At 70.1% G+C, this 12,595-nt stretch carries 12 protein-coding genes; 5 read left to right on the forward strand and 7 right to left on the reverse strand.

Features of this window, described 5'->3' with window-relative positions; genetic code table 11:
- Positions 1-230: 230 nt before the first annotated feature.
- Positions 231-932, reverse strand: coding sequence for an iron-dependent transcriptional repressor DtxR (locus AC3A46_RS01350; protein WP_056369572.1), 702 nt, complete (start codon positions 930-932; stop codon positions 231-233).
- Between the two features lie 326 nt (positions 933-1,258).
- A complete protein-coding gene (locus tag AC3A46_RS01355; protein ID WP_487663450.1) occupies positions 1,259-2,092 on the reverse strand; it encodes an endonuclease domain-containing protein in 834 nt (277 codons plus the stop codon).
- A 268-nt stretch (positions 2,093-2,360) separates the two neighbouring features.
- Here AC3A46_RS01355 and serC point away from each other — a divergent pair, with 268 nt between their 5' ends.
- Entirely contained in the window at positions 2,361-3,476 is a 1,116-nt protein-coding gene (gene serC / locus AC3A46_RS01360) for a phosphoserine transaminase (RefSeq protein ID WP_487663451.1), read from the forward strand.
- On the opposite strand, the gene AC3A46_RS01365 is transcribed toward serC, so the two are convergent.
- The 3 genes from AC3A46_RS01365 to AC3A46_RS01375 all read right to left on the reverse strand — a co-directional run bounded on the left by AC3A46_RS01365 (position 3,452) and on the right by AC3A46_RS01375 (position 5,566).
- Positions 3,452-4,126, reverse strand: coding sequence for a TetR/AcrR family transcriptional regulator (locus AC3A46_RS01365; protein WP_487663452.1), 675 nt, complete (start codon positions 4,124-4,126; stop codon positions 3,452-3,454). The two genes, serC and AC3A46_RS01365, sit on opposite strands and share 25 nt — an antisense overlap.
- A 149-nt stretch (positions 4,127-4,275) precedes the next feature.
- A complete protein-coding gene (locus tag AC3A46_RS01370) occupies positions 4,276-5,199 on the reverse strand; it encodes a DUF3027 domain-containing protein (protein WP_487663453.1) in 924 nt (307 codons plus the stop codon).
- Positions 5,183-5,566 carry a cold-shock protein gene (locus AC3A46_RS01375; RefSeq protein WP_487663454.1) on the reverse strand — a complete coding sequence of 128 codons (384 nt, stop codon included), beginning with the start codon at positions 5,564-5,566 and terminating at the stop codon, positions 5,183-5,185. The genes AC3A46_RS01370 and AC3A46_RS01375 overlap by 17 nt, the downstream gene beginning before the upstream one ends.
- 196 nt (positions 5,567-5,762) lie before the next feature.
- Here AC3A46_RS01375 and AC3A46_RS01380 point away from each other — a divergent pair, with 196 nt between their 5' ends.
- Genes AC3A46_RS01380 through AC3A46_RS01390 form a run of 3 tightly spaced genes read left to right on the forward strand, consistent with a single transcriptional unit; the run spans position 5,763 to position 9,460 of the window.
- On the forward strand, positions 5,763-6,026 hold the full coding sequence (locus AC3A46_RS01380) for a multidrug ABC transporter ATPase (RefSeq protein ID WP_310243592.1): 264 nt from the start codon (positions 5,763-5,765) through the stop codon (positions 6,024-6,026).
- A 5-nt stretch (positions 6,027-6,031) separates the two neighbouring features.
- Complete coding sequence (locus tag AC3A46_RS01385) at positions 6,032-7,759, forward strand: helicase-associated domain-containing protein (RefSeq protein ID WP_487663455.1); 1,728 nt, start codon at positions 6,032-6,034, stop codon at positions 7,757-7,759.
- Between the two features lie 45 nt (positions 7,760-7,804).
- Positions 7,805-9,460, forward strand: a complete 1,656-nt coding sequence (locus tag AC3A46_RS01390) for a DNA repair helicase XPB (protein WP_487663456.1) — start codon at positions 7,805-7,807, stop codon at positions 9,458-9,460.
- 57 nt (positions 9,461-9,517) lie between these two features.
- Here the strand turns inward: AC3A46_RS01390 and AC3A46_RS01395 are convergent, their stop codons facing one another.
- On the reverse strand, positions 9,518-11,329 hold the full coding sequence (locus tag AC3A46_RS01395; protein WP_056369542.1) for a bifunctional metallophosphatase/5'-nucleotidase: 1,812 nt from the start codon (positions 11,327-11,329) through the stop codon (positions 9,518-9,520).
- A gap of 203 nt (positions 11,330-11,532) precedes the next feature.
- Between AC3A46_RS01395 and AC3A46_RS01400 the strand changes: the two genes are divergently transcribed.
- Complete coding sequence (locus AC3A46_RS01400; RefSeq protein ID WP_487663457.1) at positions 11,533-12,081, forward strand: TetR/AcrR family transcriptional regulator; 549 nt, start codon at positions 11,533-11,535, stop codon at positions 12,079-12,081.
- A 16-nt stretch (positions 12,082-12,097) separates the two neighbouring features.
- On the opposite strand, the gene AC3A46_RS01405 is transcribed toward AC3A46_RS01400, so the two are convergent.
- On the reverse strand, positions 12,098-12,568 hold the full coding sequence (locus AC3A46_RS01405; RefSeq protein ID WP_487663458.1) for an SRPBCC family protein: 471 nt from the start codon (positions 12,566-12,568) through the stop codon (positions 12,098-12,100).
- Positions 12,569-12,595 lie beyond the last annotated feature (27 nt).

Genomic DNA, 12,595 nt, shown 5'->3' on the forward strand with positions numbered 1-12,595 from the left:
TGGACGACGAGCCGTTGAGGCAATCCACGCGGGGTCCGGACGGCGGGCTTCTCGCCTGTTGGACTTTTCGAGGCTACCCGAAGGTCACGGTTATGTCACGCTCCGCGCCTGGCAATCTCCGCACAGTGCATCGTCGACGCCCGTGGAATACGGCATCCGGCGTCGGCGCGCAGCGTTACAGGCTCCGAAACGCGGTCAGGACTGCCGGCATTCCGTGGAATGCGCCCACCTCAGCGGACGTCGTCGACGAGGAAGATGTGCGAGGCGATCTCGACCGGGAGCTCCAGGCCCTCGTCGCTGCCCTGCATCTGCACGAGCACGTAGCCCTCGTTGTAGCGGTAGTCGCCGACGGCGCCCGGAACGACGCCGGCGCCCTTCAGCTGCTGCAGCAGCTCGGGGTCGACCTGCGCGGGCTCGGCGAGCCGGCGGACGGTGCCGGTGATGGGCTCGCCGGCGTCGTTGAGGCGACGCACGAGACCCACGACGCCCTGCTCGAAGCCGTTGGTCGGCACGTCGCCGAGCTGGTCGAGACCGGGGATCGGGTTGCCGTACGGGGACTCGGTCGGGTGGCCCAGCAGCTCGACGAGGCGACGCTCGACCTGTTCGCTCATCACGTGCTCCCACCGGCAGGCCTCTTCGTGCACGTAGGCCCAGTCCAGGCCGATGACATCGGACAGCAGGCGCTCGGCGAGCCGGTGCTTGCGCATGACGTCGACGGCCTTCTGCCGGCCGGCGTCGGTGAGCTCGAGAGTGCGGTCCTCCGAGACGACGACGAGTCCGTCGCGCTCCATCCGGCCGATCGTCTGCGACACCGTCGGGCCCGAGTGCCCGAGGCGCTCCGAGATGCGAGCCCGCAGCGGCACGATGTTCTCCTCCTCGAGCTCGAGGATCGTGCGCAGGTACATCTCAGTGGTGTCGATCAGATCGGTCATCGCGGTGTCCTCAGTGTTGTCAAGGGGCTGAGGACAGCCTATCCTCTGCTCCCGACGCCGGGGCCTGCCTCCGCCTGCCGCCACACCTCGACCCACGCCTGCCACGGCCCCCGCGCCCGCGTGCGTCTCCGCTCCCGCCGCGCCCGCGCCCATCCCCGCGCCCGCGCCCGTCCCCGCGCCCGCGCCCGTCCCCGCGCCCGTGGCGTGCCAGGCCCCCACAGGTCAACCAGGCTTTCACAGGACCATCCGGCACTGAATGGCCCTGCAAAGACCCGGTTGACCTGTGGAAGGGAAGACGGAGGAGACCTCGCCCGCGGCGCGCGACATCAATGGGCGCGATGCAGTCCCTGGGCCACAGCCCGCATGATGAGGTCCTGCACCTCGTGCCAGCGCTCGATCACCTGCACGTACGTCACCCGAATCACGCGGTAGCCGAGCAGCATGAGAGCGGCATCGTGCGCGACATCCTCGGCGCGCTGCATCCCGACGTGGTGTCCGCCGTCGATCTGCACCACCAGCCGATCGCCGATGAGGAAGTCCGCCCGATGCCCATGGAGCCAGATCTGCGCGCGTACCGGAATCTGCAGCCACCGCAATCGTGTGCGGAAGATCGTCTCCAGCCCCGAGTCCGCGAACGGGGTCGCCTCTGCCAGCACGCGACGCGCGGCGACTCCCAGCGGAAGGCGGGCGAGTTCTGCCCTCTCGACCAGCCGCAGATCGAGCGCGGACTCCCACACGGCGAGCGCGCTCTCATGCGGCTGACACCGCGCGACAATGAGCAGCGTGTTCAGGATGCTGTCCTCCAGCGTTCCCGGCGCGCGCGGCTCGACCGGCCGAGCCCAGTGCACGGTCGCCTTCTGGTTCTGCAGCTTCAGCCTCGACGCGCTCGGTGGGGCACCGATGTGCGGGCCGTCCTCGGCGAGGACCCACAGCCCTAAGCGCTTCGCCCGCGTGATGCACGTGAGCACCACGCCCGCCCGCGCCGCCGCCATGAGGTGGGGATCAGCGTCCGGAACTGCCACCCATCCCCGCCGCGGCCTGGTCACGAGGCCCGCGGCCATCGCGCGCTCGATCGTGTAGCCGCTGACCCCTGCCTTCATGAGCGCCGCTCTGAGCGCGACGCCGCCACGTGCGTGCAGCTCAACCATGAGATCCGCCATCCCCGCATGCTCACGGCTCCGCCACGCCCCACACCGCCGTACTGGGCACGATCAGAACAACTCTCGTGCGCAGCATCCATCCCCTCCCCTGTGGAGGAGGCTCGACAGGTCAACCGGGGCTCTGCACGAGCCGATCCTCGGATCGCATCCTGCCCATGCCCGGTTGACCTGTCGAAGAGGAGGACGGATGCTGCGACGTGAGCAAGCCGGAGCGTCACGAGGTGTCACGCGGGCGGGGCGGCGCTGCGGGCCTCTCTAGAATCGACGCATGGCACACGTCCTCCTGCCCCGTGAGATCCTGCCCACCGACGGACGATTCGGCTGCGGCCCGTCGAAGATCGCGCCCGCGCACATCGAGGCGCTCGCGGGCCCCGGATCGGCGCTCCTGGGCACCTCGCACCGCCAGGCTCCGGTCAAGGAGCTCGTCGGCCAGGTGCGCGCCGAGCTGAGCCAGCTGTTCCGCCTGCCGCAGGGGTATGAGGTCATCCTCGGTAACGGGGGGTCGACGGCGTTCTGGGATGCCGCGGCCTTCGGCCTCATCGAGAAGCGCAGCCAGAACCTCGTGTTCGGCGAGTTCGGCGGCAAGTTCGCCGCTGCCGCGAAGACCCCCTGGCTCGACGCTCCCGACGTCCGCACGGTGGACGCGGGCACGAGCACCGTCGCCGAGGCCGTCGACGGCATCGATGTGTACGCGTGGCCGCACAACGAGACCTCAACCGGCGTGTCGACCTCGATCACGCGGGTGAACGGCGACGAGGGCGCGCTCACCGTCATCGACGCGACCAGCGCGGCGGGCGGCATCGACTTCTCGGTGCACCAGGCCGACGTCTACTACTTCGCCCCCCAGAAGAACCTCGGCTCTGACGGCGGCCTGTGGTTCGCCCTGGTGTCGCCGGCCGCGATCGAGCGGATCGAGCGCATCGCGGCGTCAGGCCGCTACATCCCCGAGTTCCTGAGCCTGAAGAACGCGCTCGACAACTCGCGACTCAACCAGACCCTCAACACCCCCGCGCTCGCGACGCTGTTCCTCCTCGACAAGCAGCTCGACTGGATCCTCTCCTCGGGCGGCCTCCAGTGGGCCGACTCCCGCACGCGCGAGTCGTCGCAGGCACTCTACGACTGGGCCGAGGCATCCGATTTCGCGACGCCCTTCGTCGCCGACGCGGCCGACCGCTCCCCCGTGGTCGTGACGATCGACTTCGACGAGTCGGTGGATGCTGCGGCCGTGGCGAAGAGCCTCCGCGCCAACGGCATCGTCGACACCGAGCCGTACCGCAAGCTCGGACGCAACCAGCTGCGCATCGCGACGTTCGTGTCGATCGATCCGGACGACGTGCGTCAGCTCATCCGCTGCATCGACTACACGGTCGAGCGACTGGGCTGAGCCTGTTCGTCGGCCCCGTCCGCAAGCGGTGACGGGATCGGCGACAGCACGGCCGACACGATCGCCTCGATGGCGAACTCCGACGCGCGCGCGAGCTCGACCGCGGTCGGGTCGAGCAGCCACTGCACCTGCAGGCCGTCCATGACGGCGAGGATGCTCGTCGACGCGTCGGCGATGGTGTCGGGGGCTGTGATTCCGCGCTCGGCGCACACGACCTCGAACGCGTGGGCGACCTCCGACCGCAGCGTCCGGTAGCGCTTCTCGAAGAAGTCGCGGCCCGGGTGGTCGTCGGTGACAGACTCGGCCGAGAGCACCGCGTACGCCTGGACGATCCCCGCGCGATGCTCGTTGACGAACGCCGTGCGAACGAGGTGACGGAACAGGGGCATCCCGTCGGGGATGTGCTGCTCCTCCAGTTCGGCCACGTCGGTCTCGTCGCGGTGCCGGAGGACTTCGATGAGCAGCTGGTCCTTCGAGCCGAAGTGATGCAGGATCCCCGCGTGGGTCATGCCCACCTGGTCGGCGATCTCCTGAAGCGTGCCCCCCGCGAACCCCTTGCTGCCGAAGATCTCGACCGCGGCGTCGAGGATGTCGCGCCTGCGGGCGAGCGTCTCGGGCCGCGAACGCGGCTGCCGACGCTGTGCCGTCATCGGTCGGCGCCCCCTCTTCGTCGGCGGATCGGATGGGTCTTCCCCGGCGCCTGTGAGTCTACGCACGACCTGGCCGCACGCACCGGAACACCCAGCTTGCCCCGGCTGCGGGTGAGGGGACTACAGCCTTTCGTCGAGTCCAGACGAGGTCAGGCGCCTTCGGGGTCGAAGTCCTCGTCGTCCTCGTCGGAATCGTCCTCGTCGGAATCGTCCTCGTCGAACCCGTCGTCGTCGAAGTCGTCGTCGTCCGACTCGTCGTCGTCGAAATCGTCATCGGCCGAGCCATCGACGTCAGAGTCGTCGTCGTCGAAGTCGTCGTCCGACTCGTCGTCCTCGTCCGCGTCGTCCTCGGCAGGGACATCGGCGAGCTCGTCGATGTCGACGCCGTCGACATCGCCGGCGTGGAGGATGGGCGAGCCGTCCTCGTCGAAGTCGGACGCGTCGAGGTCGTCGACGTCTTCGAGCTCGCCGCGGTCGTCGTCTTCGCCGTCCGCGTGCGCGGCCTCCGCGAGAGCGGCCTGGGCGGCGTGGTAGTCGGCGAGGCGCACAGCCCACGGCACCCAGTCCGGAGCGAGCAGCGCGCCGTCGCCCGGGAGCAGCTCGACTTCGAGCACGGTGGGATCGGCGTCGTCGAGGCGTGCGAGGCTGACGGTCCAGAACCAGCCGGGGTAGCCCGCCAGGCGATTCGCGAAGCGCAGCGACACGACGCCGTCGGCCTCGGCGCGGTAGCCCGCGGGGTCGCCGATCGTGGCCTCGGGCGTGATCTCGCGGAGCGCGGCGAGCGCCAGGTCGTGGGCGGCCAGCAGCTGGGGGTCGGGGTCGACGGGCTCGACGGCCTCGACCACTTCGACGGCCTCGGCGGTCTCCGCAGCGTCGTCGGCCGGCGCACCATCGATGGCCTCGGCCTCGGCAGACTCGACCTCGACCACGTCAGCCTCGACGGACTCGACCTCGACGGCCGGTGCTTCGTCCGCGACGGCGGGTGCAGCATCCGTCACCGCTTCGTCCGCAGCCGGGCCGGCGTCGAGGACGACGTCGACGACGGGGTCGGCCGGATCAGGCGTCGAGTTCATCGGCGACCTTGCGCAGGACCGCGGCGACCTTCTTGGCGTGCGCGCCGCTCGGGTAACGGCCGTGGCGGAGGTCTCCGCCGATGCCGTCCAGCAGCTTCACGAGGTCCTCGATGATGATCGCCATGTCGTCGGCGGGCTTGCGGGAGCGCTTGGCGAGGCTCACCGGAGCCTCGAGGACGCGCACCGACAGTGCCTGCGGGCCGCGCTTGCCGTCGGCGATGCCGTACTCGAGGCGGGTCCCCGCCTTGGGCGCGGGCGCGCCGGGCGGAAGGGCAGTGGCGTGCAGGAAGACGTCCTGACCGTCTTCGGAGGAGATGAAGCCGAACCCCTTCTCCTCGTCGTAGAACCTGACCTTGCCGGTGGGCATCGAGACCTCGCTGGATCGGCGCCCGCGACACGTCGCGGGCGAGAGAGAGCATGACGAAAGCGGGGTCGTACAACCCCGCCTCCCAGCCTAACGGCATGACGTCCGCCGAAACCCCACGGCGAAGCATCCATCCCCAGCGATCTCGGAGGCGTCCCGTCGCACCGCGGCGCGGGCGTCAGCGAGTAGGCTGGTGCGGATGAGCACGAACCCCTCCGGCGACGTCCCCGTCCGCCGCATCGACCGCGTCCTGGCCTTCATGTCGCTGGGCCTGCTCGTGCTCTCGATCGTGAGCTTCTTCGCGATCATGATCGCGTCGGCCTCCGGGGCCGACATGAGTACAGGCATCTGGCCGATCGTCGGCGTGCTGGTGTACATCGCCCCCATCGTCGCGTTCGCGCTGCTGCTCGCAGTCCTCATCATGAGCTTCGTGCGGAGGGCCCGGGCGAATCGAGGGGGCTGACCGGGTTGGCCTCCGACGCGCGCGCCCTCGCGACGCGGCTCGCCGAGCTCGGTGACGCCGCGCTCGCCGCGACGCTCGCCGCGCGCGGGGTCTCGCCGCAGGCGGCCTGGCACGACTTCTTCGATGCCGCCGAGGGCCTCCTCGACCCCGCATCCGTCGACCGTGCGCTGAGCCGCCTCGACCGCCACGACCTTCTCGCCCTCGACCAGGGCGAAGCGGGCGTCGACGGCGAACCCGCGCGGCTCGCCCTCACCGACGCCGACGGCTCTGTCTACGCCGCCGTCTCGGAACGCGTGGCGGCCGCAGCCGCAGCCGCACCGCACGCCTTCACGCCGACGCCGGCGCCCATCGCCCCGGACCCCGCCGACGCGCGCGTTGCGGCCGCCGCCGCCGAGCGCGCGTTCACCACCGCGGGCTCGCTCGCCGACGTCCTCCTCCTGTGCTCGCATACACCGCTCGCGCGCACCGGCGCGGGACCGGTGAGCGCCGTGGACCGGCGACGGCTGTTGGATGCGGGTGCCCTCGAGTTCGCCGACGACCTCGAAGATCTGCTCGCCTCCGCGGCGGCTTCCGGCCTTGCGACGGCGTATGAACGCGAGTGGACCGTCACCGAAGCCGGCGAGCGCTGGCTGAAGGCCGCGACCGCGGATCGCTGGGAGGCGATCGCCGAGGGCTTCCGCACCAGTCTTCCTCGGGGGCTGCGCACCTCATCGCACGGCTTCCTGACACCGGACGCGTGGCCCGGCATGTACCCGCTCGACCCCGAGTGGCCCGCCCGGGCGGAGCGACTGCACCGCATCGGCGTGCGCTGGGGGCTGTTCCCCTCGGACGGCTCCCCTGCCGAGTTCCCCTGGACGGCTGCCCTTCGGGCGGGCGAGCGGGCGGATGCCGCCACCATGGCGCCGTACCTCCCCACCGAGATCGACCGGGTCTACCTGCAGGCCGACCTCACCGCGATCGCGCCGGGTCCCCTCGCGCCCGCCCTCGATCTGCGCTTGCGGTCGATCGCCCTGCGGGAGTCGCGAGCACAGGCATCGACGTATCGCTTCACCGCGGAGTCGATCGGCGCCGGCATGACCGAGGGCGAGACGGCCGAGTCGATGCGCGACTTCCTCGCGGGCCTGTCGCTCACCGGCATCCCGCAGCCGCTGGCCTACCTCATCGAGAGCACGGCCAGCCGGCACGGCCTGGTGCGCGTGCGCGCCGACGGCGACACCGGGCGCACCCGCGTCGAGAGCCCCGACGCGGGCCTGCTCGACGCAATCTCCGTCGACCAGGCGCTGCGGCCCCTCGGGCTGCTCGTGCTCGAGGGCGACGACGCGCTCTCGTCCCGCGTCGCGCGCGACGCCGTCTACTGGACCCTCGCCGATGCCCGTTACCCCGTCGTCGCCCTCGACGCGCGCGGGGTTCCCGAGTCGATCCACCGGCGCACCACGGCGACCGCATCCACGCCGGCCGGGACTGCGCAGGAGACGTACGCGCGCCTCATCGCCACGCTCCGCGGCGGGCACGGCACCCAGGGCGATTCCGGGTGGCTCGAACGCGAGCTCGAGCAGGCGGTACGCGCCCGCGCCGAGATCGTGGTGGTCGTGCGCATGCCCGACGGCTCCGAGCGCTCCTTCACCCTCGAGGCGGCCGGCCTCGGCGGCGGACGCCTGCGCGGCCGCGACCGCGCCGCCGACATCGAACGGACGCTCCCCGTGTCGAGCATCGTGAGCGTCCACGCGGCCTGAGCGCGCAGCATCCCACCGCCGTCCGTCCCGGTAGACTGGTCCGTTATGGCTGACGGCCCCCTCATCGTCCAGAGCGACCGCACCGTGCTTCTCGAGGTCGCGCACCCCGATGCCGAGAGCGCGCGGCACGAACTCGCGATCTTCGCGGAGCTCGAGCGCGCGCCCGAGCACATCCACACCTACCGCATCACGCGGCTCGGGCTGTGGAACGCACGCGCCGCCGGCCACGACGCCGAAGACATGCTGGCGACCCTCGACCGCTGGTCGCGCTTCCCCGTGCCCCCGTCGGTGTCGATCGACATCGCCGAGACCGTGGGCCGGTACGGCCGCCTCGTCATCGAGCGCAACAGCGTCGATGAGGGCGGCGACGGCGAGTTGGTCCTCAGATCCACGGATGCTGCGGTCCTCGCCGAGGTGTCGAAGAACAAGCGCATCCAGCCGCTGCTGCTCGGGCACCCCTCCCCCGACACGTACGTCATCGACGCGTGGGCGCGCGGCCAGATCAAGCAGGAGCTGCTGAAGATCGGCTGGCCCGCCGAGGACCTCGCCGGCTACACGCCGGGAACCCCGCACCCGATCGACCTCGCTGAGGACGGGTGGCACCTGCGGCCGTACCAGCGACAGGCCGTCGACATCTTCACGCAGGGCGGGTCCGGTGTCGTCGTGCTCCCCTGTGGCGCAGGAAAGACGCTCGTCGGCGCCGCCGCGATGGCCGACACCAAGACCACCACGCTCATCCTCGTGACCAACACCGTCAGCGCCCGTCAGTGGCGAGACGAGCTCCTCAAGCGCACGTCGCTCACGCCCGAGGAGATCGGCGAGTACTCCGGGCAGACCAAGGAGATCAAGCCGGTCACGATCGCGACGTACCAGATCCTCACCGCGAAGCGGAAGGGAGAGTACGCGCACCTCGCCCTGCTCGACGCCCTCGACTGGGGCCTCATCGTGTACGACGAGGTGCACCTCCTCCCCGCGCCCGTATTCAAACTGACGGCCGACCTGCAGGCGCGGCGCCGCCTCGGCCTCACCGCCACCCTCGTGCGCGAGGACGGCCGCGAGGGCGACGTGTTCAGCCTCATCGGTCCCAAGCGGTTCGACGCTCCGTGGAAGGAGATCGAGGCACAGGGCTTCATCTCCCCCGCCGTCTGCTACGAGGTGCGCGTCGACCTGCCCGCCGGCGACCGCCTCGAGTACGCGGCGGCGGCCGACGACGAGCGCTACCGCCTCGCCGCGACCGCTCCCGCGAAGATCGGGGTCGTCCGCGACCTGGTCGCGCGGCACGAGGGCGAGCGCATCCTGATCATCGGCCAGTACCTCGACCAGATCGACGTCCTCGCCGAAGCGCTCAACGCTCCGAAGATCACCGGCCAGACCCCGATCGACGAACGCGAAGAGCTGTACCAGGCGTTCCGCGTCGGCGAGATCTCCGTGCTGGTGGTGTCGAAGGTCGCGAACTTCTCGATCGATCTGCCCGAGGCATCCGTCGCCATCCAGGTGTCGGGGTCGTTCGGCTCGCGTCAGGAGGAGGCCCAGCGCCTCGGACGCCTGCTGCGGCCGAAGCAGTCCAACCACACCGCGAGCTTCTACACGCTCATCGCGCGCGACACCGTCGACCAGGACTTCGCGCAGAACCGCCAGCGCTTCCTCGCCGAGCAGGGCTACGCGTACACGATCCTCGACGCGCACTCGCTCGCGGCCTGAGCGGCACATGAGGAGAGCCCGGCGCTGAGTCAGCGCCGGGCTCTCCTGTGGTCGGGCTTACGGAGCCCCGATGATGCGGTCGAGCGGTCCCGGCGTGTACGGGCTGTTCGCCGTCAGGTACGCGGAGAACGCGTCGATGTCGAGCCCGCCGTAGTACACGTTCCCCGCCTCGAGGAACGTCGGGAAGCCATCCCCGCCGCCGGCGAGGAAGTTGTTCGTCACGACGCGGTAGGTCGTCGTGTCGACGAGCGGCTGCCCGTTGAGCGTGACCGTCCCGAGCGTGGTGCCCGAGTAGGTGTACGAGAAGCCCTCGCTCACCTGGAGGATCTTCCTGTTGGATCCCGTGTTCGGGGCCGTCCACTGCTCGTTCAGGATCTCCTTGATCTGCGCGCCGGTGAGGTCGAGCGAGACCAGGTAGTTGTTGAACGGCTGGACCGTGAACGCCTCCGCGAAGGTGATCGAGCCATCCGGCTCGCCGTACGGCGACGTCGGCGACGAGAACGGCAGATCCGCCCGGATCCCGCCCGGGTTCATCAGCGCGATGACGGGGGCGGAGTAAGGTCCGATGACGCTCGGATCGGCCAGCTGCGCGTCGGCGATCAGATCACCCAGCGGAGACTCGCCGGCCACGTTGGCCGTCCTCGTCACGGTCGTCGAGATCTGGCCGACCACCTTGCTCGCGATCGGCGCCACGAGCGCCTGGTACTTGGCGATCAGCGCCGTCTCCGTCGGATCCTTGGGCACGTTGCGCGTCACCAGCATGTTCGCGCTCGTGATCGACGTGCGCACGATGTCCTGGGTCCGCTTGTCGTACGTCAGGTTGGTCTCGGTGTACAGCCGGCCGAACGAGGACGCCGACGTGACCAGGCGGTCGTTGCCCGCGGGGTCAGGGATGTTGCAGACGTACGGCTGGTGGGTGTGCCCCGAGACGATGAGGTCGATCGCGGGGTCGAGGTTCTGCGCGATCGGGATGATCGGGCTGTCGGCCGCGATCTCGGCACCGTTGCCGCACGCCGCGTTGTACGCCGCGCTCGACGGAGGTGTGCCGCCCTGGTGGATCAGCACCACGATCGCGTTCACGCCCTTCGCCTTGAGCACGGGGACGAGCGCGTTCGCCGTCTCGACCTCGTCCTTAAAGTCGAGGCCCGCGATCCCGGAGGCGGTCACGATGTCGGGGGTGTCCTCGAGCGTCATGCCGATGAAGCCGATCTTGGCGCCCTTGATGTTCTCGATCGAGTAGGCGGGCAGGATCGTGTCGTTCGTGCCTTCGTAGACGACGTTCGCGGCGAGGTAGTCGAAGTCGGCGCCGGCGAAGCTGCCGGTCGGGCACGAGTTCTGGTTGTTCTCGCCGTCGCCGTCGTCGAGGCATCCGCCGTCCGCCATGCGCTGCAGCTCGACATAGCCCTCGTCGAACTCGTGGTTGCCGACAGCCGAGACGTCGAGGTGGAGCGCGTTCAGCGCCTCGATGGACGGCTCGTCGTGGAAGGCGCCAGACAGCAGGGGGGATGCGCCGATCAGGTCGCCGGCCGCGACGGTGAGCGAGTACCGGTGACCCTCGCGCGCCTGCGCGAGGTGGGTCGCCAGGTATTCGACACCGCCGACTCCGGGAGGAGTGAGACTGTCGGTCGTGCCACCCCCCGGAAGGTTGAGGCGGCCGCTGGAACCGGTGGGCGGCTCCAGATTGCCGTGGAAGTCGTTGAACGACAGCAGCTGGATGTCGAGCGTCGGGCCGTTCGGCGTGTTGCCGCCGTTGTTGGGCCCCTTCGGCGGGGCCGCCGACGCGGTTCCCGATCCGACCAGGGCGAGCGCGACCGCGGTGGCGGCGATGACCGCGCCTCCCGCAAGCCGGGCCGTCGATGTCTTGCGCATGTGCACAGAACCCTCCCGTTTTCTGGCGAGCGGCTCTGCCCGCCGAGATGCACGCGTCCTCGTGGGCGCGATCACGAGAAACCTAATACAGGCCCTGCGGATGCGACAGGGGCGATCGGCGAACTTCACGAAACCGGAACGAGGAGGCGACGCCGAGTGTTACTACTTTTGCAGTAGGAGTTGTTCCGCCTAGTGTCGTGGACATGGCATCCACCCGCGATCGCGCGCTCGAAGCCGCGCTCGAGCTCGTGGGCGAGCAGGGCATCCGGGCGCTCACCCACGCCAGGGTCGACGAGCGCGCCGGCCTGCCGAAGGGATCGACCTCGAACTGGTTCCGCACCCGGGACGCGCTCGTCGCCGGCGTCGTGGCCTGGCTCGCCGAAACCGAGCGGGCCGAGTTCGCGGCGGCCGAAGCGCCTCCGGTCGAGACGCGCGAGCAGTTCGTCGAGGCGCTCAGCAGCATGATCGCATTTCAGACCGGACCACGCGCTTCGCGCACGAGAGCCCGCTATGCGCTCTTCCTCGAGGGTGCCGGCGACCCCGACCTGCTGGAACCGCTTCTCACCCAGCGACGGCTCTTCGTCGAGTGGACCACCGCGCTCCTGGCGCGCATCGGTGCTCGCTCGCCCGATGAGTCCGTCCGCACGCTCATGGCCGCGGGCGATGGGCTGGTGCTGCATCGTGTGACCGTGGACCCGGAGGCCGAGATCCGGCCCGTCATCGAGCGCGCGGTCCGCGCGGCCCTGGACTGATCGCCGGTGCCGGCCTTCAGCGCCCGGTGAGGAACGACTCGATGCGGTCGAACCCGCCCGGCCACACGACGGACTCGAAGAAGTCGCGCACGTCGACACTCGGGAAGCCGGTCTGCTCGACCGTCATGAGCGTGCCCCACACCGTGGGCTCGAGCGTGATATCGACACGGGAGTGCAGTGTCGGCATCGGCTTTCCGCCCCTCGTCGACTGAGATACCAGATCGGTGACGAGGCGATGCGGGCGATCGATCACGAGGTAGGTCTGCACGTCGTGCACGGCGGTCAGGTGGTCCGGATGGAAGCGCGCCTCCCAGGCGCCCCCGACGCGCAGGTCGACGGTCGTCTGGACCGCACCGGCACCCGGCGGCGCCAGCCAGACCTCCTGCTTCCCGGGATTCACGAGCGCGTCGAAGACGGCCTCTTCCGTGGCGTGCAGTTCACGTCGCAGCTGAAGGCGCAGCTCTTCTCGCGATTCGGTGAGGCTCATGATGACTCTCCTCTCCTTCGGATTCGG

The sequence above is a fragment of the Microbacterium sp. Soil_C_42 genome (genome assembly GCF_057656735.1).